General features: G+C 71.5%; 14 protein-coding genes. 6 read left to right on the forward strand and 8 right to left on the reverse strand.

Annotation, left to right across the window (positions count from 1 at the left end; translation table 11 throughout):
* Position 1: 1 nt before the first annotated feature.
* Genes kdpB through AMK21_RS35310 form a run of 4 tightly spaced genes read right to left on the reverse strand, consistent with a single transcriptional unit; the run spans position 2 to position 4,033 of the window.
* Positions 2-2,140 (reverse strand): potassium-transporting ATPase subunit KdpB, encoded by a 2,139-nt coding sequence (gene kdpB / locus AMK21_RS05905; protein ID WP_073874865.1) that lies wholly within the window; start codon positions 2,138-2,140, stop codon positions 2-4.
* A complete protein-coding gene (gene kdpA / locus AMK21_RS05910; RefSeq protein WP_073874867.1) occupies positions 2,137-3,801 on the reverse strand; it encodes a potassium-transporting ATPase subunit KdpA in 1,665 nt (554 codons plus the stop codon). Before kdpA ends, kdpB begins: the two co-directional genes overlap by 4 nt.
* 8 nt (positions 3,802-3,809) lie before the next feature.
* Entirely contained in the window at positions 3,810-3,899 is a 90-nt protein-coding gene (gene kdpF / locus AMK21_RS05915) for a K(+)-transporting ATPase subunit F (RefSeq protein ID WP_018845955.1), read from the reverse strand.
* On the reverse strand, positions 3,896-4,033 hold the full coding sequence (locus AMK21_RS35310) for a hypothetical protein (RefSeq protein ID WP_199863117.1): 138 nt from the start codon (positions 4,031-4,033) through the stop codon (positions 3,896-3,898). The genes kdpF and AMK21_RS35310 overlap by 4 nt, the downstream gene beginning before the upstream one ends.
* Before the next feature lie 403 nt (positions 4,034-4,436).
* Here AMK21_RS35310 and AMK21_RS05925 point away from each other — a divergent pair, with 403 nt between their 5' ends.
* Positions 4,437-4,979: an MOSC domain-containing protein gene (locus AMK21_RS05925; RefSeq protein ID WP_073874869.1), complete on the forward strand. Its 543-nt coding sequence runs from the start codon at positions 4,437-4,439 to the stop codon at positions 4,977-4,979.
* A gap of 158 nt (positions 4,980-5,137) precedes the next feature.
* Here AMK21_RS05925 and AMK21_RS05930 read toward each other — a convergent pair whose 3' ends face one another.
* Positions 5,138-7,549 (reverse strand): PA14 domain-containing protein, encoded by a 2,412-nt coding sequence (locus AMK21_RS05930; RefSeq protein ID WP_073874871.1) that lies wholly within the window; start codon positions 7,547-7,549, stop codon positions 5,138-5,140.
* 602 nt (positions 7,550-8,151) lie between these two features.
* On the opposite strand from AMK21_RS05930, the gene dacB reads away from it, so the two are divergent.
* Together dacB and AMK21_RS36595 are read left to right on the forward strand one after the other, a co-directional pair.
* The gene (gene dacB / locus AMK21_RS05935; protein ID WP_234421843.1) at positions 8,152-9,705 is read left to right on the forward strand and encodes a D-alanyl-D-alanine carboxypeptidase/D-alanyl-D-alanine-endopeptidase; all 1,554 of its coding nucleotides are present in this window, start codon (positions 8,152-8,154) and stop codon (positions 9,703-9,705) included.
* 76 nt (positions 9,706-9,781) lie between these two features.
* Entirely contained in the window at positions 9,782-9,913 is a 132-nt protein-coding gene (locus tag AMK21_RS36595) for a hypothetical protein (RefSeq protein WP_267893902.1), read from the forward strand.
* Positions 9,914-9,987: 74 nt separating this feature from the next.
* Here the strand turns inward: AMK21_RS36595 and AMK21_RS05940 are convergent, their stop codons facing one another.
* Positions 9,988-11,505, reverse strand: coding sequence for a cryptochrome/photolyase family protein (locus AMK21_RS05940; RefSeq protein ID WP_073874875.1), 1,518 nt, complete (start codon positions 11,503-11,505; stop codon positions 9,988-9,990).
* Between the two features lie 190 nt (positions 11,506-11,695).
* On the opposite strand from AMK21_RS05940, the gene AMK21_RS05945 reads away from it, so the two are divergent.
* Positions 11,696-12,862: a spore photoproduct lyase family protein gene (locus AMK21_RS05945; protein ID WP_073874877.1), complete on the forward strand. Its 1,167-nt coding sequence runs from the start codon at positions 11,696-11,698 to the stop codon at positions 12,860-12,862.
* A 27-nt stretch (positions 12,863-12,889) separates the two neighbouring features.
* On the opposite strand, the gene AMK21_RS05950 is transcribed toward AMK21_RS05945, so the two are convergent.
* Both AMK21_RS05950 and AMK21_RS05960 read right to left on the reverse strand, forming a co-directional pair.
* Entirely contained in the window at positions 12,890-13,102 is a 213-nt protein-coding gene (locus AMK21_RS05950) for a DUF4287 domain-containing protein (protein ID WP_030571070.1), read from the reverse strand.
* Between the two features lie 547 nt (positions 13,103-13,649).
* Positions 13,650-17,057, reverse strand: coding sequence for an AfsR/SARP family transcriptional regulator (locus AMK21_RS05960; protein WP_073874879.1), 3,408 nt, complete (start codon positions 17,055-17,057; stop codon positions 13,650-13,652).
* Between the two features lie 155 nt (positions 17,058-17,212).
* On the opposite strand from AMK21_RS05960, the gene AMK21_RS05965 reads away from it, so the two are divergent.
* The gene (locus tag AMK21_RS05965; protein ID WP_079181084.1) at positions 17,213-17,875 is read left to right on the forward strand and encodes an SDR family NAD(P)-dependent oxidoreductase; all 663 of its coding nucleotides are present in this window, start codon (positions 17,213-17,215) and stop codon (positions 17,873-17,875) included.
* Positions 17,872-19,134: an MFS transporter gene (locus AMK21_RS05970; RefSeq protein WP_073874883.1), complete on the forward strand. Its 1,263-nt coding sequence runs from the start codon at positions 17,872-17,874 to the stop codon at positions 19,132-19,134. The genes AMK21_RS05965 and AMK21_RS05970 overlap by 4 nt, the downstream gene beginning before the upstream one ends.
* Positions 19,135-19,334: the final 200 nt, after the last annotated feature.

Genomic DNA, 19,334 nt, shown 5'->3' on the forward strand with positions numbered 1-19,334 from the left:
ATCAGCCGATTCCGGGGATGAGGGAGAGGAGCAGGTCGATGATCTTGATGCCGACGAACGGGGCGATCAGGCCGCCCAGGCCGTAGAGGCCCAGGTTGCGGCGGAGCATTCTGTCCGCGCTCGTAGGCCGGTAGCGGACACCCTTGAGGGCGAGCGGGACCAAGGCGACGATGATCAACGCGTTGAAGACGACAGCGGAGAGGATCGCGGACTCCGGCGAGGCCAGGCCCATGATGTTCAGCTTGTCCAGGCTCGGGTGGGCGACCGCGAACATGGCCGGGATGATCGCGAAGTACTTCGCGACGTCGTTGGCGATGGAGAAGGTGGTCAGGGCCCCTCGGGTGATGAGGAGTTGCTTGCCGATCTCGACGATCTCGATGAGCTTGGTCGGGTCGGAGTCCAGGTCCACCATGTTCCCGGCCTCCTTCGCGGCCGAGGTACCGGTGTTCATGGCCACGCCCACATCCGCCTGTGCGAGCGCCGGTGCGTCGTTCGTACCGTCGCCGGTCATCGCCACCAGCTTGCCGCCGGCCTGCTCCCGCTTGATGAGGGCCATCTTGTCCTCGGGGGTGGCCTCGGCGAGGAAGTCGTCGACGCCCGCCTCCTCGGCGATGGCCTTGGCCGTCAGCGGGTTGTCGCCCGTGATCATGATCGTCTTGATGCCCATGCGGCGCAGCTCGTCGAACCGCTCGCGCATGCCGTCCTTGACGACGTCCTTGAGGTGGATGACGCCGAGGACACGGGCGCCCCTGTCGTCCTTGGCGGCGACGAGCAGCGGGGTGCCGCCGGCCTGGGCGATGCGGTCGGTCAGCTCGCGGGCATCGGAGGCGACGGTGCCGCCCTGCTCCTCGACCCAGGCGACGACCGAGCCGGTCGCTCCCTTGCGGACCTGACGGCCGTCGACGTTCACACCCGACATACGGGTCTGGGCCGTGAAGGCGATCCACTCGGCGTGGGCGAGTTCGCCCTGGTGGCGCTCGCGCAGGCCGTACTTCTCCTTGGCGAGGACCACGATGGAGCGGCCCTCGGGGGTCTCGTCGGCCAGCGAGGAGAGCTGGGCGGCGTCGGCGACCTCGGCGTCGGTCGTCCCTCGTACGGGGACGAACCCGGCGGCCTGCCGGTTGCCCAGGGTGATGGTGCCGGTCTTGTCGAGCAGCAGCGTCGACACGTCCCCGGCTGCCTCGACCGCGCGCCCGGACATCGCGAGGACGTTGCGCTGGACCAGGCGGTCCATGCCGGCGATGCCGATCGCGGAGAGCAGCGCACCGATGGTCGTCGGGATCAGGCAGACCAGCAGGGCGGTCAGGACGATCATCGAGGTCTGCTCGTCGGCGCCCGCGTAGATCGCGAAGGGCTTCAGGGTGACGACGGCCAGCAGGAAGACGATCGTGAGGGACGCCAGGAGGATGTTCAGGGCGACCTCGTTGGGGGTCTTCTGCCGGGCGGCGCCCTCGACCAGGCTGATCATCCGGTCGATGAAGGTCTCACCGGGCTTGGTCGTGATCTTGATGACGATCCGGTCGGAGAGGACCTTCGTACCGCCGGTGACGGCCGACCGGTCGCCGCCGGACTCGCGGATGACCGGGGCCGATTCGCCGGTGATGGCGGACTCGTCCACCGACGCGACGCCCTCGACGACGTCACCGTCGCCGGGGATGATGTCGCCGGCCTCGCAGACGACGAGATCGCCGATCCTCAGCTCAGCACCCGGAACCCGCTCCTCGTTCTTGCCGATGATCCGGCGGGCGACGGTGTCCGTCTTGGCCTTGCGCAGGGTGTCGGCCTGGGCCTTGCCGCGGCCCTCGGCAACGGCCTCCGCCAGATTGGCGAAGATCGTGGTCAGCCACAGCCAGACGGTGATCGCCCAGCCGAACCAGTCACCCGGGTCCTTGATCGCGAGGACGGTGGTGACCACCGATCCGATCAGCACCACGAACATGACCGGCGACTTGACCATGACCCGCGGGTCGAGCTTGCGCAGCGCGTCCGGGCAGGACTTCAGGAGCTGCTTCGGGTCGAACAGACCCCCGCCGACCCTCCCGCCCTCGGGCTTGCGCCCGGTGGGCACGTCCGAGTGCGGCGCAGGGCTGGTCGTCGTGGTGGACATGGCGTCCTCGTACTTCTCTACGTCGGTGGTCATGCCGCGAGCCCTTCGGCGAGCGGGCCCAGCGCGAGGGCCGGGAAGAAGGTCAGACCGGTGATGATCATGATGGTGGAGACCAGGAGGCCGGTGAACAGCGGCTTGTCGGTCCGCAGGGTGCCCCCGGTCTCGGGGACGGGCTTCTGCTCCGCCAGCGAGCCTGCGAGCGCGAGGACGAACACCATCGGCAGGAACCGGCCGAGCAGCATGCACAGCCCCAGTGCGGTGTTGTGGAACCCGGTGTTCGCGCCGAAGCCGGCGAAGGCCGAGCCGTTGTTGTTCGAGGCGGAGGTGTAGGCGTACAGCACCTCGGAGAAACCGTGCGATCCGGTGTTGGTCATCGACGACTCACCGTTGCCGGTGGCCATCGCGACAGCCGTGCCGATCAGGACCAGGGCAGGGGTGATCAGGATGTAGCAGGCCGCGTACTTGATCTGGCGGGTGCCGATCTTCTTGCCCAGGTACTCGGGGGTGCGGCCGACCATCAGACCGGCGATGAACACCGCGATGACCGCCATGATCAGCATGCCGTAGAGGCCGGAGCCGACACCGCCGGGCGCGATCTCGCCGAGCATCATGCCGAGCAGCAGCACACCACCGGACAGACCGCTGTACGAGTCGTGGAACGAGTTGACCGAACCGGTCGACGTCATGGTCGTGGAGACCGCGAACAGGGAGGAGGCCCCCTCGCCGAACCGCTGCTCCTTGCCCTCCATAGCGCCGCCCGCGAGCTGCGAGGCCGTGCCGGGGTGGGCGAACTCGGTCCAGGTCACCAGGACCACACCGACGAACCAGATCGTGGCCATCGCCGCGACGATCGCGTAGCCCTGCTTCACGCTGCCGACCATCCTGCCGAAGGTGCGCGGCAGCGAGAACGGGATGACGAGCAGCAGGAAGATCGTCAGGAGGTTCGAGAAGCCGTTGGGGTTCTCGAAGGGATGCGAGGAGTTGGCGTTGAAGTAACCGCCACCGTTCGTCCCCAGGTCCTTGATGGCCTCCTGGGAGGCGACCGCGCCGGGGCTGATCGACTGCGTCTGCCCGGTGACCGTGGTGATCTCGTCGATACCCGCGAAGTTCTGCACGGCACCGGTCGCGACCAGCACGATCGCCGCGACCACCGAGATCGGGATCAGGATACGGAAGACGCCGCGGACCAGGTCGGCCCAGAAGTTGCCCAGCTCACCGATGCGGGAGCGGGCGAAGCCGCGGACCAGCGCGACGGCGACCGCGATGCCGACGGCGGCCGAGACGAAGTTCTGCACGGCAAGGCCGGCGGTCTGGGCGACATGGCCCATGTCCGCCTCACCCGAGTACGACTGCCAGTTCGTGTTCGAGGTGAACGAGGCAGCCGTGTTGAACGCCTGGTCCGGCGTGATCGCCGCGAAGCCCAGCGAGCCCGGCAGCCTGTCCTGTATTCGCAGGATCAGGTAGAGGAACAGCACGCTCACCGCGGAGAACGCCAGGACACCGCGCAGGTACGCGGGCCAGCGCATCTCGGTGTCGGGGTTCGCTCCGACGGCGCGGTAGATCCACTTCTCCACCCGCAGGTGCTTGCGAGAGGAGAAGACGGCGGCCATGTAGTCGCCGAAGGGGCGGTGCACAAGGGCGAGCACGACGATCAGTGCGGTCACCTGGAGCACGTCAGCGAGGACGGGGCTCATATCCGTACTCAGAACCTCTCCGGCTTGACGAGGGCGAGGACGAGGTAGCCCAGCAGGGCGACGGCCACGACGAGGCCGACGATGTTCTCGGCGGTCACAGCTTCGCCACCCCCTTGGCGATGAGGACCACCAGCGCGAACACCGCGATCGTGGTGACGACGAAGGCCACGTCGGCCATCGCATGCTCCTTGAAGAGGTTCGGAGAGGAACTGACACCCCGAGAAAAGCGCACTCCTGGCGCGAAAGCGCTCCTCGTTGACGACCCCGATACGCCTCTGACCGCTTTCCTGACGGCATCCATACGGCGCAGTGATCTGGGTCATGCCCATGGCCGGCCCCAGCCCGCTCCCCATCAGCCCGAGCGCGAGCGGGGTTGACGCGGCTCTGATGCCTGCGATGCCCGGCTGTTGAGCTCCTGACTGCGGAAGGCCGCATCACAGCGCTGTGCGACTACGCGACTACGTCCGCGCACCGAGCACCGAGCACCGAGCACCGAGCACCGAGCACGCTCGAGTGTTCTCGTCACCCGCTCCACGACTGACGGCCCGCCCCGCGATTGGTCGCAGGGCGCTGTGCCCTGAGAACCGCCAGCTAGGCTCCTTGGCGAATCATCGCTACCGAACGGGGGCCGCGGAATGAGCGGGACGGTCAAGGCAGTCAGCAGCAACAGCGAGTACTCGTTCACCAAAACCAACCGGGCCGGCATCATGTTGCTCGCCGGACTCGGCGTGGAGGGAGACGTACACGCCGGCGCCACGGTCAAGCACCGCTCGCGTGTCGCGCAGGACCCCACCCAGCCGAACCTGCGCCAGGTCCACCTCATCCACGAGGAACTCTTCACCGAAGTCGGCGAGGAGGGGTTCGACGTGGCGCCCGGCGACCTCGGCGAGAACATCACCACCAGCGGCATCGACCTGCTCGGCCTGCCCGTCGGGACCCTGCTGTGCATCGGCGACGAGGCGATCGTGGAGGTCACCGGACTGCGTAATCCCTGCCTGCAGATCGACAACTTCCAGGACGGACTGCTGAAGAAGGTCGTCGGTCGTGACGAGGCCGGGAACATCGTGCGCAAGGCGGGAATCATGAGCGTCGTCCAGGCGGCCGGCGTAGTACGTCCCGGCGACACGATCACGGTGAAGCTCCCGGACGAGCCGCATCGGCCCCTCGACCGGGTCTGACCTCCTTCGCGCGCAGGCCGTGACGAGTCGGGGTCTTGTGGCTGTGAACACCACAAGAGGAGCTCGCGCCGCGCTGGGAAGCACGCTGCGAGTTCGTCGGCCGGCATGAGGAGGGGACCGAAACCTTCTTCGGTCCCCTCCTCAAGTCCCCCGTCCGGTCAGAGCCAGGAGTCCCAGATGCCGTACGCCGTCGATCGCGTCACGGCCTCGGCGCCCGAGGCGTCGAGCCGTACGACGCGGTAGTAGTACAGGCCGAGCAGGTCCTCGTGCACCGTGGTGTCCATGGAGAACGGGGCGTCACCCATCGTGCCCTCCGCCAGGGAGACGTAGGTGGCGGTGACCGGGTCCCAGCGCTCCACGCGGTAGCTCGCGAACCGGGAGCAGTCCCCGAGTCCGGAGCTCTCGGAGCAGCCGACGTACAGCTTGGGATACTGGCCCTCACGGACCTCGGTCTCCGTCCAGCCCGGGGGCCGGGTGTCGGGCAGGGTGACCGAGACCTCGGCGGGGTGGAGGACCTCGATCGGCTCGTCGTCGTGCATGAGCCGGTCGTCCGTGGCCGCCACCTTGTAGACGTGGGTGGCGCCGTCGGCGACCGTCGGGCAGAGGATCTCGGTACTGGCCAGCGAACTGCCGGACCAGCAGTTCTCCTTCCAGACCGTCTCACCGCTGTCCGGATCGGTGACGCCCTGCCATACGTGGTAGCCGCGGACGTCGGCATCGGCGGGCGGCGTCCAGGTCAGCCGGACGCCGAGCGGGACGCGTTCCGCGGTCAGGTCCTGAACCGGGGCGGGACGCTCGGTGTCCGGGGTGGTCTCCGTGGCGGGCGGGCCGGCCTGCGACACATGCCCGTACCGGTCGGTCGTCACGACTCGGTACTCGTACGTCGTCTCCGACCTGCCCTGGACGTCCCAGCAGGTGCCGTTGACCTGCTTGCGGGCGGACAGGGGAGCATCGTCGCCCGCCCAGGTCCAGTACGTGTCCGGGTCAGCCAGCGGCTGGTCCACCGAGGTGAACGGCTTGCACCTGTCCACGATGTCGGTCTCGCCGGTCGCGGTGTCGGTCCGGATGATCTTGTACGTGGGGAGGGGCCGTTCGTCGACGGTCCACGGGTCGACGCTGCTCCACCCGACCATCACACCCTCGTCGAACCTGTTGGCGGTGGTCTTGAACGCGGGGATCGCCTCCGGCCGGTCGGCCATCTTCAGTGTGATCTCCACCGGCGCGGCGGCATTGCCCTCGGCGTCCACCGAGCGCACCGCGTACCGGTAACTGTCGGCGACGGCGGCCGACTGGCGCGGCACCACATCGGTCCGGGTGCCGGGGCTCCCCGCCGAGCGGGCGTCGGTGTAGCCGCCGGTCGCCGGGTCGTACTGGAGGACCTGGTACGAGGCGGCCTCTGCGACAGGCGACCACACCAGATGCGGAACGCCCGACCGGTACTCGGCGCGGAGCCCCGTGACGGCGTCGGGCGGGGTCAGGTCGGAGGTGGTGAACGTCCTGGCGGCCGAGTACGCCGACCAGTTCCCGGCGGCGTCCCGGGCCCGGCCCCGGTAGGTGACCTTGCTGCCGTCCGCCCGGTGGCCGGTGTCGCAGATCGCGCCCTTGGTGCCGGAGTAGATGGTGCTCCAGCGCTTCGTGGTGGCGTCGAGCCGCTGCATCTCGTACCGGGCGATGTCGGCGGCGTTCTTCGCGGTGGTGACCAGTTCCGGCGCCGCGAAGGGCTGGCCGGACGGGCAGGCGTCCCATTCGACGAAGGGCGCGGCGGGCGGCGTCCTGTCGACGGTGGTGACGAGCTGGTCGGAGCTGCCGCCGGAGACGTTGCCCGCCTTGTCGACGGCCCGCACCTCGTAGTAGTAGGCCGCGCCGGTCCTGGGCAGCGCGCCGTCGGTGTACGACGTGGCGGTGGTCGTCGCGAGCTGCTTGCTTCCGTACGACGAGCCCTTCAGCCGCCGGTAGACCCGGTAGTTCGCCAGGTCCATCTCCCTGTTCCTGGTCCAGGTGAGCTTGGCCGCGCCGGTGGCGGGGTTGTAGGAAACGGCCGCGCCCGTCGGGGCGAGGGGCTTGACCTTGTCGTAGGCGGCGGAGGTGCGCGGCGTGTAGGTGAACCTGACGTTCGCGGGGCCCGTCCAGTTGACGAAGTCGAAGCGGAGCGTGTGCTTGCCCTTGGGGATCGTCACGTTGACCGTCTTCCTGACGGTGGCGGAGACGTTCTTCCACAGGTTGACCTTGCGGACGCCGTCGAGGTAGACCCGCATGCCGTCCTGACCGGAGGCCGTGAACGTGAAGGGGCCGCCGGAGCCGAAGTCGCGCGTCACCGACCAGCGCACGCCGAAGTCGTCGGCCGGCACGCCGGAGACGGGCGCGCCCGTGCCCCAGTTCTGGTCGATCGCGGAATCGCAGTCCGTCTTCTTCGGCGTGCCCGCGAACGTCGTGTTCGCGAAGAACTGCCGCTTGAAGACGGGGGAAGTACAGTTCACCGCCGCGGAGGCGGGTACGGCGGTGGCATAGAGCATTCCGCCTGCCGTGGCCAGAACCAAGGCGGAGGCGGTCATGCGTCTGGCTGGGTTCATCAAGTCCTTCAGTCCTGTTCGGCGGCCGATGTCGATCAGACGTCGCCGAACAAGACGGACAAGAGGTTCGGTTGGTTGTACGGACCTCGTCCTCGGAGCGGTGAACGGCGGTGGCGACGAGTACGGCCGGGTGATCGCCAAGTGCCGCCCATTCGGGAGGGGGCCGACCGCACCGCCCGTCTCTTCCCGCTGTTCGACCTGCCGGATCGCCTGGGTGCAGAACTCGGCCTCGACGCTGCGACCGGCTCGCGGAGGAGACCACGGTCGACGGGAGGGGGATGACCGACGACGACCTTCCGGCCGCACCGTAGGAACGCGCACCCCTCCTCGTCCGGAGATCTCTGCGGAGGACTGCTCCGCGTGGTCGTGATCCAGCGCCACGGCGCCGACCGGCTGTGCTGTCCGGGTGCTCCCGCGCATTGCGACGAATGCGCCGTGCCGTTCGGGTGACACCCCTTCGCGCCGCCCGCACCCGGCGTCCGCCGAGGTCCATACCTGACTTCATGGACATGAAACCGCAGAGACGAACAGTGCGTATCGCCATGCGAGCGGAGAGATCCGGACCCTTTCGGCGGCGCGTTGTCGCAGGATGCTGTGCCCTGTTGCTCCTGGCCCTGGCGTCGGGCGAGGCGGCCCAGGCGGTCTCGTCGCGCGACGGTGGTTCCGGCCGGCTCGACCCGCGGATCACGGAGATCATGCGGAAGCCGGACTACCCCAACGCCCAGTGGGGCCTGCTCCAGCAGGATCCGGACAGCGGGCGGGTCGTCCACAGCCGGTTCGCCGATCAGTTCTTCATCCCCGGGTCCGTCGCCAAGCTGTTCGGCACCTCCGGGGCGTGGGACACCCTCGGCGGCGACCACCGCTTCAGGACGCCGGTCTACGCGGTCGGCGAGCGGCGTGGAAGTACGTTGGACGGCGATCTGGGCCTTGTCGCTCAGGGCGACCTCACCCTGGGCGGCAGGACCCGCCCCGACGGCACGGTCGACTACACCGACCTCGACCACACGTACGCCAATGACTTCCCCGGCGCCACGCTCACTCCGCAGGACCCCCTCGCCGGGATCGACCAGCTTGCCCAGCAGGTGCGGCGTTCCGGCATCACGCGCGTGGAAGGGGACGTGGTCGTCGACGACCGGCTTTTCCAGCCCGAGCCGGTCTTCGTCCCGACCCCGACCCCACTGATCATCAACGACAATCTCATCGACCTGCTGACCACCCCCGGCGCCCGCCCCGGCGCGCCCGCGGAGCTGGACTGGCGGCCGAAGGTCGCCCCGTACCGCGTCACGTCGACCGTGCGGACGGTGGCGGCGGGTCAGCCGACCGACATCGAGGTCACGACCTCCGACAACGGCACCCGGATCCAGCTGTCCGGCACCATCGCGGCCGACTCCGAGCCGGCTCTGAAGGTGTCGCCCATCGCCGACCCGGCGGCCTTCGGACGCACCGCGCTGATCGAGGCGCTGGGACGGGCCGGGGTGGCGGTGACCGCGCACCCGACCGGCGCCAACCCGGTCGGCCGGCTCCCCGGCTCGTACGAGGGCCGGCCGCGCGTGGCTCTGTACACCTCGCCGCCGTACGCCCAGTACGCCAAGCTCATCTTCAAGGTCAGCCACAACCTGGGCGGCAACCTCACCCTCTGCTTGATGGCGGTCGCGGCCGGCGGCAAGGACTGCATGGACGGCTTCCCGGTGCTCGCCGACTTCCTGGAACGCGCGGGGGTCGACCGCAAGCAGGTCCAACTCCTGGACGGCCGTGGCGGAAACCCCGTCGACCGGACCACGCCCAGGGCGGTGGTGCAGTTGCTCAGCCACTGGCATCGCACGCCCGAGGCGGCGGTCTTCCGGAACGCGCTGCCCATCCTGGGCGTCGACGGCCTGCTGGCCGACAACTGCACCGACTGCCCCGCGCGTGGAAAGGTGTTCGCCAAGACCGGTGCCGCCGTGGGGCTGGACGCGCTCAACAACCGCCTGGCTGTCGGCGCCATCACCATCGCCGGCTACCTGGACAAGGGCAACGGCCGCTTCGACGTCTTCTTCGCCGGCGTGAACGGCGCCTCCACCCCGACCACCGATGTCAACGGCGTGCTGGACATCGCCGACGACCTCGCCATGATCTCCGCGTACTTGCAGGAGGAAGCGGCGCGGCGAGAGCACTGAGGGCGGTCGGAGCGTTCGCAGCGCTCAGGGCTTCCGGAGGTCCTGTTGTCCCGCATACGTGTACTCGCCGGTGGCCGTGACCCGTACGGGGGGCGACCCGTTCGAGATCACCGGCAAGGACACCAAGGGCGTGGTCGACCCCGGGAACGGCTTCGGCGCGTGGAACCTCTCGTGGGCCGAGTGGCAGCAGCGGAGCGCTCTGCGCTGAGCGGTGGTGGTCGGGCGCGGGCGTCAGGGGCTGAGCGTCAGGGGCTGGTGGGCAGGGCTGATGGGCAGGGCTGATCAGGGAGGCGCGTCACCCCGCTCCGCCGTCGTGTCGAGGAGTTCCCGCAGGTCCTTGAGCCGGTCCAGGCCCTTCACGGCGCGGGCCGTGCGGTGGTTGGCGGCGAGGCGGGTGCGGTGGCGGTGGAGGAAGGACCAGTAGCCGGTGGTGTAAGGGCAGGCCTCCTCGCCGGTGCGGTGGTCGGGGCGGTAGGCGCAGGGGGCGCAGAAGTCGCTCATGCGGTGGATGTACGCGCCGCCCGAGGTGTACGGCTTGGTCGTCATCCGGCCGCCGTCGGCGTACTGGGACATGCCGACCACGTTCGGGAGCATCACCCAGTCGTAACCGTCCACGAAGCAGCGGTGGAACCAGTCGGTGACGGCCGCCGGGTCCCAGCCGTCCTGGAGGGCGCGGCTGCCGAGCACCATCAGGCGGGGGATGTGGTGGGTCCAGCCGGTGTCCCGTACCTGGGCGAGGACCGTGGACAGGCAGTTGGCCGTGACCGCGTCGGCGTCCAGGTCGAGGAACCAGTCCGGCAGCGGGGCCGTGTGGCGCAGGGCGTTGCGGTGGCGGTACTCCTCGCCGAAGTGCCAGTACAGGTGCCAGACGTACTCGCGCCAGCCCGCGATCTGGCGGACGAATCCCTCGACGCTGTTGAGGGGCGCGTCACCGGAGCGGTACGCCTGCTCGGCGAGCTCCACGCACTCCGCCGGGTCCAGAAGGCCGAGGTTCAGGGGTACGGAGAGGAGGCTGTGGCTCATCACCGGGTCGGCCGCCAGCATCGCGTCCTCGTGGCGGCCGAAACCGGCCAGGCGGTGGGCGACGAAGTGCCGCAGCGCGGAGCGGGCCTCGCGCCGGGTGGCGGGGAAGCGCCTCGGGCCGTCCCGGCCGACGAAGGAGACGTCGCCGTCGCGCTCCCATCGGTCGAGGTCGCGGCGGACCTCCTCGTCGATGTCGTCCTCGCTCGGACTCCAGGGGCGCCGGACGCCGAGGGTGTCCTGTCCTCGGGGCGGGGGTTCGCGGTTGTCGTGGTCCAGGTTCCACCGTCCGCCGGCCGGGTTGTCGCCGTCCATCAGCAGGTCGTGCCGCTCGCGCACCCAGTGGTAGAAGCCTTCCAGCCGGAGGGACCGCCCGCTGCTCTTCCCCGCCCACTCGGCGAAGTCGTCGTGGTTCACCAGGAAGCCCTTCGCGGGGAGTACCTCCACGCCCTCCAGCCCGCCCACGAAGTCCAGCGCCCGGCGGGAGGTGGGGTGGCGGACCGTCAGGGGGCCCGCCACCGCGTGTCCGAGCGCCTGCTCCAGGCCTTCCGTGTAGGTCTCGGCCCGGACATAGGTGACCCGGTCGCCGAGCTCGGCGGCGCGGTGGCGCATCGCCGAGAGGATCAGGTGCGCCTTCGCGCGGTGGAAGCGGCGCCGGCGCAGCACCGAGCGCGCCTCGATCATGATCACCGGGGCCCGGTCGTCCGGGCCGCCGTGGCGCGGGTCGAGGAAGTGCGGGCCCAGCTGGTCCCCGAACAGCCAATGGGGGCGTGATGCCATGGGGGTCCTCTGCCTCTCGCATCCGGCTTGCGGGGTCGCGGCTTTCGGCCTTCGGCTTCCGGCTTCCGGGTTCCGACCTTCGGCTTTCGGCCCCGTCGATGCTGGCAGTCTCCGCGCGTATGCGTACGGCGACACTCCGTCGCGGGCCCGACGCGTCGTTCCGCCCGGCCACCGCCGTAGGGTCGAGGCCGTGAACCGGCCTCCCGAACAGCACGAGCAGCAGGCGCTCTTCGGCTGGGAGGACGCCGTGCCCGCCCGCCCGGCGGACCCTGGCGGCGGGTTCCGGGACAGTCCGCGGGCCCGGCGGATGCTGAACGTACGGGAGGTCTACGCGGAGCCCGCCGCGCTCGCCTCCCCGCGCGGCCGGCAGATCCTGGCGAGGCTGCCGGGCGTCCCCGTCACCGAGGTGGCCGGGCACTGGCGCATCCCCTCCCTCCACGGCAACGACGGCAACATCGCCCGCTGGACCCGGATCAAGTCGGAGACCCTGGTCCTGGGTGTCCGGCAGTCCCTCACCACCCGGCCCAACGGCAGGTCGGCCGACTGGATCGCCCCCGGCGCCTCCAACGGCTGCGCCATGGCGTGCGCGTACTGCTACGTCCCGCGCCGCAAGGGGTACGCCAACCCGATCACCCTGTTCACCAACATCGAGGCGATCACCGCCCACGTACGACGGCATGTACGGGCCCAGGGGCCCAAGCGGGAGCCCAATCAGTGCGACCCGCACGCCTGGGTGTACGACATCGGCGAGAACGGCGACTGCTCCGTCGACGCCCTGATCTGCGACAACACGGCCGACCTCATCGCCGCGTTCCGCGCACTGCCTTCCGCGAAGGCCTCGTTCGCCACCAAGTTCGTCAACCCTGATCTGCTCGCGCTGGATCCGCGAGGCCGCACCCGGGTGCGCTTCTCGGTGATGCCCGCCGACGACTCCCGCCTGCTGGACCTCCGTACCAGCCCGGTCGCGGAGCGCATCGCGGCCGCCGCCGACTTCCTGGACGCGGGGTACGAGGTCCACTTCAACCTGTCGCCCGTGGTGCTGCGGCCCGGCTGGCAGCGGGACTGGGCCGAGCTGCTGGAGCAGCTGGACGATGTCCTGCCCGGCCGGGTGAAGGCGCAGGCCGCCGCCGAGATCATCATGTTGACCCACAACCAGCAGCTCCACGAGGTCAACCTGGGCTGGCACCCGCGGGCGGAGGAAGTTCTGTGGCAGCCGGCCGCGCAGGAGACGAAGCGCTCGGAGAACGGCGCCCTCAACGTCCGCTACGCCCGCGACATCAAGCGTGACGCCCTCGCCCGGCTGCGGGAGCTGATCGCGGAGCACGCGCCGTGGCTGCGCGTCCGGTACTCCTTCTGAGACCCGGCCGGACGGCGCCCTCCGTGCCTACCGGGCCTTGTCCTCGGCGAGGGTGTGGGCGACCAGGGCGTTGGCGTGGCCGTGCCCCAGGGCGTGTTCGGTCTTGAGCCAGGTGACCAGTTCGCCGTGCTTGGTGAGCGGGGAGGAGCGGATGAGGTCCTTCCACTCGGCGACCGGGCGGCCGTACTTCTTCTCGATCGAGGGGAAGTAGCTGGCAGGGCCCTTCACGGCGTCGGTCATGGGGTGTCCCGTCTGTCGAGTCGAGGGATGCGGTTGCTGCTGTGGTGTCCTTATGACGGGCGGCGGGCCGGGAAGTCATCGGATCGACCCGGACCCGACCGTGTGATGCGCCTCACAGGCCTGGGACGAGCTTGTTCCAGCGGTGTCGCGGAGGCCTAGAGCAGCGAGACGACCGCCGGGCCGAAGGCCGCCACGGCCCTGGTGGAATGCACCGCGAAGACGCCCTGTCACCTGCGGCCTGCTCCTCGACGACGAGGCGGCCCTCGGCCTGGCGTCGACGGAGGTGCGCCGGTGCCGCTCGCAGGCCCTGATCGGTGCACTCCCGTACGCGCTCGACGTCCTGGCGCAGACGCAGGTCCTGGCGGGACGGCACCGGGACGCCGAGGCCGCGGTGACGGAGGCGGAGGAGATCGCCCGGGACACCGGGATGCGCCGGCGTCTGGCCCGCCTCGGTGCGGTGCGCGCACGGACGGCCGCCATCGAGGGTGACGCGCGGCGCGTGCGCGAACTCGCCGACGCCACTCCCCCCGCACTGCGTATCAGCCGGTCAGCGTTCCGGGGCGAGCGCCGTGCGGGCCCGGCGGACCGCCTCCTCCGGGTCCAGCCCGGCGCCCCGCTCGTACGCCTCCGAGAACGCCGCCGCCCCCAGCCCCGCCCGCACCGCCGTCGTGACGCGGTCGACGTCCGCGCGTTCGGCGGGCGGCAGCGGGGCCCCGGCCCGGCGGCGGGCAGCCGCCGCCGCGCCCAGGAGGACGGCCGCGCGCGTGGCGGCCGAAGCGTCGCCGGGCAGGGCGGCCGCGCCGGCCAGGCCCTCCAGGGAAAGGGCCAGGGCGCGGGGCTCGGCCAGGGCGCGGGCGATCTCCAGGCCCTGGAGGTGGTGGGCCGCCGCCCCGGGCGCGTCGCCGCGCAGCTCGGCGACGAAGCCGAGCTCGGCCAGGAGCAGGTGGTCGCCCGCCTGGGAGGAGACATCGGCGTAGCCGTCGCGGATGTGCAGCAGGTGCGCCTCGGCTCCGTCGAGGTCACCCGAGCGGCGGGCGCCGAGGGCGAGGCCCATCTCGGAGTGGATCTCGCCGTACTTGTAGCCCTGTTCGGCGGCGATCCGTCGCGCCTGTTCGTGCAGATCGCGGGCGCGGCCGAAGTCGCGGGCGAGCAGCGCGAGCCGGCCGAGCCCGGAGAGCCGAGCGGACACCTCCGCCTCCAGGCCCAACTCCCTCGCTATGCGCAGCCCTTCGTGCTGGCGGCGCTCGGCGTCCTCGTACGCGCCCTTGATCTCGGCGAGCGCGGCGAGTGGGGAGACGGTCTGCAACTCGCCCCAGCGGTCCCCCAGTTCGCGGAAAATCAGGGCGCTGCGCGTGCCGTCCCGGCCGAGTCCGGTGAGGTCGCCGCTCACCAGGGCGAGCGTCGCGCGCAACCCGAGCGCGGCCGCGGTGCCCCACCGGTCCTCGGCGGTGGTGAACAAGGCGAGGGCGCGGGTGTTCAGCTCGCCGCTCCCGGTCGCGTCGCCCGCGCTGAACAGGCCGTACGCGCAGAGCCAGAGCGCGCGGGCCCGGCGCACGGGGTCGGGGATGGCGTCGGGGGCCGAGGCGGGGACGTGACCGTCCGCCGCGGTGGCGGCTGCTCCGAGGTCCCCGGTGAGAAGGGCGAAGGCGGCGTGGAGGAAAGCCAGTTCACTCGGGCCGTCCGTCACCGCCAGCACCACGCCCAGGCTCCGGCGGGCCTCGGTCAGGCGGCCGCGTAGCAGCCACCACCAGGCGAGGGCGGTGGCCAGCCGGACGGCCTCCTCCGGTTCGCCCGCGCCCGCCCGACGCACCGCCTCGTCGAGTGCCGTACGCAGGTTGCCGGCCTCCGCGTCCAGCCGGGCGAGCCAGGGCCGCTGCCCGGCGCCGCGCAGCCGCGACTCGGCGTGCTCGGCCAGGGCCCGGTAGTGGAGGAGATGGCGGTCCCGTACGGCGGTGTGGTCCTCCATCTCGTGGAGCCGCTCGGTCGCGTACGCGGCGACGGACTCCAGGAGCCGGTAGCGGGGGCCGGTGGGCCCGGCCGCCACGACCACCAGGGACCGGTCGACCAGCCGGGTGACCAGGTCGAGCACCTCGTCCCGGGCAACGCCGTCGCCCGCGCAGACCGCCTCGGCGGCGGCCAGGTCGCAGCCGTCGCTGTGGGCGGCCAGGCGGCGCAGGACGATGCGTTCGGGCGCGCTGAGCAGCTCCCAGCTCCAGTCGATCACCGCGCGCAGCGTCTGCTGGCGGGCCGGGGCGCCGCGCTGTCCGAGGGTCAGGACCCGGAAGCGGTCGTTGAGCCGTACCGCCAACTCCTGCACCCCCAGCGCCCGTACGCGGGTGGCGGCGAGTTCCAGCGCGAGCGGGATCCCGTCCAGGCGGCGGCAGATCTCGGCGACCGCCCGGCGCTCGGGCTCGTCCGGGGCGTCCGGGTCGCGCGGGAAGCCGGGGACCGAGGCGGCCGCGCGCTCCATGAACATCCGGACCGCGTCGGCGGGCTCCAGCGGCTCGACGAGGAACATCGCCTCGCCGGCCAGGCCCAGCGGTTCCTGCCCGGTGGCCAGGACCCGCAGGCCGGGGGCGGTGCGCAGGAGGAGGTCGGTGAGTTCGGCGGCGGCGTCGACGACGTGCTCGCAGTTGTCCAGGAGGAGCAGGGTGCGGCGGTCGCGCAGCGCGGCGGCGAGGCGGTGCGGGAGGGAGGGGGTCGCGGGGCCGGTGCCGGGCAGTGAGCGGGGGACGTCGTCGCGGATGCCGAGGGTGGCGGCGACGATCTGAGCCAGGTCGGCGGGGGTGCCGGCGCGGATGCCGGAGAACTCCACCAGCCAGGTGCCGTCGGCCAGTTCTCCCGCCTGCGCGCTGTCCCGCTCGGCGGTGGCCGCCGCGACGGCGAGCCGGGTCTTGCCCACGCCACCGGGGCCGGTGAGGGTCACCAGCCGTGTCTCTGCCAGGAGTCGGGAGAGGTCGGCGAGAGCTCGGCGTCGGCCGACGAGGGGGGTGAGGGCGACGGGGAGGTTGGAGTGGGAGGGCGGAGCGGTGGTGGGTGCGGTGTTCACCGCGGGAGTCAGGGCGGTGGTGGGTGCGGTGTTCACCGCGGGGATCGCGGCGGTGGTGGGCGCCGCGTCCCGTACCGGTACGTCGTCCGGCGCCGTGCCCCCTGTCGGTGCATGGTCCCTCGCGCTCGCGGAGCGGTGAGCCGACACCCCGTACCCGTACGCCCCCGCACTCAGCCCCGGCTCCTGCCGCAGCACCGCCTCGTGCAGGGCGGCCAGTTCGGGGCTCGGGTCGACCCCCAGCTCCCGCGCAAGCCGGGCGCGCAGGTCCTCGTACGACGCGAGCGCCTCGCTCTGGCGGCCCGCCGCGTACAGGGCCCTCATCCGGACACCGACCAGGCGCTCCCGCAGCGGGTGGAGCGCCACGAGGCCGGCGAGCTCCCCGGCGAGGAGCGCATGGTCCCCCGCCTCCAGGCGCGCCTGAGCCTGCTCCTCCAGCACGGAGAGCCGCTGCTCCGCGAGGCGCTGGGCCGCCGCCCGCGCGAAGGGGCCGTCGGCGAAGTCCGCGTACGCCGGTCCGCGCCACAGCTCCAGGGCCTCGGTGAGCAGCGCGGCCCGGGTGCGCGGGTCCTGGACGGGGCGGGCCCGCGTCACCAGGGCCCGGAAGCGTACGGCGTCCACCTCGTCGCCGCCGTCGTCGAACCGGAGCCGGTAGCCCGGAGGCTGGCGCACCACCCGGTCGCGGCCGATGGCCCGGCGCAGCTGGGAGACCTTGGCCTGGAGGGCGCCCGCGGGCCTGCCCGGAGGCGCGTCGCCCCACAGGTCGTGGATGAGGCGGTCGGCGGACACCGGCCCCCCGTCGTTGGCGAGCAGATCCGCCAGCAGGGCCCGGACCTTGGCTTCGGGGACGGTTACTTGCCGTCCCTCGCCGTCCCACACCACCAGTGGCCCGAGCACCCCAAACCGCATAGGCGCCACCGTACAGGTCCGGAGAGCCGGCCCCCTCGGCTCCCGCGCCACCGCCCCGCCCGCCCGTCAGCCGCCCGAAGCTTTTCCGAAGATTCCCCGAAGCCTCCGGGCGCAGAGTCGTCCCCGTGGGTGGCACCTGAAGGAAGCGGGCAACCATGACCAAGTACGCGCGTAGGAAGGCCCTGGTGGTCGGTGAGACCACCGATATCGCCCTGGCCATCGCCAAGCGGCTCGTGGAGGGCGGGGCGAGCGTCCTGCTGACCGCCCGCACGGATGAGGAGCGTGCCCACGCGGTCGCCGAACTCGGCTCCGCCGCTCGGGTCGTCACCCCGTCCGCGGTGTCGGCCTCCCTCACGGGGGCGACAGCGCGAGAACGAGAAGGGGACGACACCACCCACTTCACCGGCGGCGTCGATCTTCTCTTCGCCGACGCCATCCCCACCGCGCGCCCCCTGCTCCCGCACGTCGCGGACGGCGGCGCGATCGTCCTGACCGCCCCCACCCCGTGTCCCGACGCCGTGCGGACGTTCGCCGCCGAACTCGCGGCCCACGGCATCCGCGTCAACGCGGTGGCGCCGGGCTGTATCGAGGCACCGGGCTCCGGCGCCGTACCCCTGCCCCCGCTGGGGCGCCTCGGCGCCGCCGAGGAGGTGGCCCGGGCCGCGCTCTTCCTGGCCACGGAGGCGACCTTCACCACCGGTGCCCGCCTCCCGGTCGACGGCGGCCTCAGCCGCCCGTGCCCCGGCCACCGTGAACCCACCACCGCCCCCTCTCCGTCCCCGCACATCCCATCCGGAAACCTGGAGCACACCCCATGAGCACCGCACCCGACACGGCACCCGCCGCCGCTGCGGCACCGGACCCCAAGGGCGGGGGCGAGGAACAGGACAAGCTCCCGCTCTTCGCCCTGCTGGCCCTCGCCACCGCCGTCTTCATCACCTGCCTCACCGAGACCCTCCCGGCCGGCCTGTTGCCCGCGATGAGCGAGGACCTGCGGGTGAGCCAGTCCGCGACCGGTCAGACGGTCACGGTCTACGCCATCGGCACCGCCCTGACCGCGATCCCGCTCACCGCGGCCACCGCGGGATGGCAGCGCAAGAAGCTGCTGCTCACGGCCATGGTCGGATTCGCCCTCGCCAACACCGTGACAGCCCTGTCGTCCGTCTACGAGCTGACCATGGTGGCTCGGTTCGTCGCCGGTGTCGCGGCCGGTCTCGCCTGGGCCCTGCTCGCCGGGTACGCGCGTCGTCTGGCCCCCGTACACCTCCAGGGCAAGGCGATGGCCATCGCCATGGCCGGTATCCCCGTCGCGCTCTCCCTCGGCGTGCCCGCCGGTACGTTCCTCGGCGAATGGCTCGGCTGGCGCGTGGCGTTCCTCTCCATGACCGTGCTCACGGTCGTGCTCCTGGTGTGGATCCTCGTGGGCGTCCCCGACTTCCCCGGCCAGGGACGCGGCGAGCGGCCGAAGCTGCTGCCCACCCTGACCATCCCGGGCGTCTCCCCGGTCCTCTTCGTCACGCTGGTCTTCGTGCTGGCGCACACCATCCTGTACGCATACATCGCCACGTACCTCAAGGACCTGGGCCTGGGCAGCTCCACCGGCCTGGTCCTGCTGGTCTTCGGGGCCGCCTCGCTGGCGAGCATCTGGATCGTCGGCGCGCAGATCAACCGCAGGCTGCGCGGCCTCACCGTCGGCGGCGCGCTGCTGGTCGCCGTCGCCTCGCTGCTCCTTGCCGTCCTCTCGGACACCACCGCCTTCGTCTATGTGGCCGCGGTGCTGTGGGGTCTGGGCTGGGGTGGCGTGCCCACGCTGCTGCAGACAGCCGTCGGTGACGCGGGCGGCGAGTCCGCCGACGCGGCGCAGGCGATGCTCGTCACGCTCTGGAACGTCGCGATGGCGGGCGGCGGCATCGTCGGCGGTATCCTGCTCGACACCCTCGGCAGCGAGTCCTTCCCCTGGACGGTGCTGCTGCTCCTGCTGCCGGTGCTCGCGGTGGTGCTCTACGCCCGTAAGGCCGGCTTCCCCGCCCGCCGGCCGGTCGCGGAGACCCAGGAGGCTTCGGCCCCGGCGGCCTGACGCACCGGGGCCCTGATGACCGACCGCCGGAGGGTACTGCTCCCCCCTCCTCCGGCGGTCACCCCCCGTCCCCGCTCCCACGTCGGGACACGGTCCCCGTACGCCCTGCCCCGCTCCGCGCGGGCGCGTGTTCCTGATTTGTTGACACTTCACGCGTCAGGACCAACGTGGTGCTTCACCACTGGTGGAGCTCGTTTCCC

This window comes from Streptomyces sp. CB00316, assembly GCF_001905595.1.
GTDB lineage: Bacteria > Actinomycetota > Actinomycetes > Streptomycetales > Streptomycetaceae > Streptomyces.

Bases quoted from the DNA above. Each gene is read 5' to 3' on its own strand.
- kdpB (WP_073874865.1), bottom strand. From the start codon at position 2,140: ATGACCACCGACGTAGAGAAGTACGAGGACGCCATGTCCACCACGACG.
- kdpA (WP_073874867.1), bottom strand. From the start codon at position 3,801: ATGAGCCCCGTCCTCGCTGACGTGCTCCAGGTGACCGCACTGATCGTC.
- AMK21_RS05925 (WP_073874869.1), top strand. From the start codon at position 4,437: ATGAGCGGGACGGTCAAGGCAGTCAGCAGCAACAGCGAGTACTCGTTC.
- AMK21_RS05930 (WP_073874871.1), bottom strand. From the start codon at position 7,549: ATGAACCCAGCCAGACGCATGACCGCCTCCGCCTTGGTTCTGGCCACG.
- AMK21_RS05940 (WP_073874875.1), bottom strand. From the start codon at position 11,505: ATGGCATCACGCCCCCATTGGCTGTTCGGGGACCAGCTGGGCCCGCAC.
- AMK21_RS05950 (WP_030571070.1), bottom strand. From the start codon at position 13,102: ATGACCGACGCCGTGAAGGGCCCTGCCAGCTACTTCCCCTCGATCGAG.
- AMK21_RS05960 (WP_073874879.1), bottom strand. From the start codon at position 17,057: ATGCGGTTTGGGGTGCTCGGGCCACTGGTGGTGTGGGACGGCGAGGGA.
- AMK21_RS05965 (WP_079181084.1), top strand. From the start codon at position 17,213: ATGACCAAGTACGCGCGTAGGAAGGCCCTGGTGGTCGGTGAGACCACC.
- AMK21_RS05970 (WP_073874883.1), top strand. From the start codon at position 17,872: ATGAGCACCGCACCCGACACGGCACCCGCCGCCGCTGCGGCACCGGAC.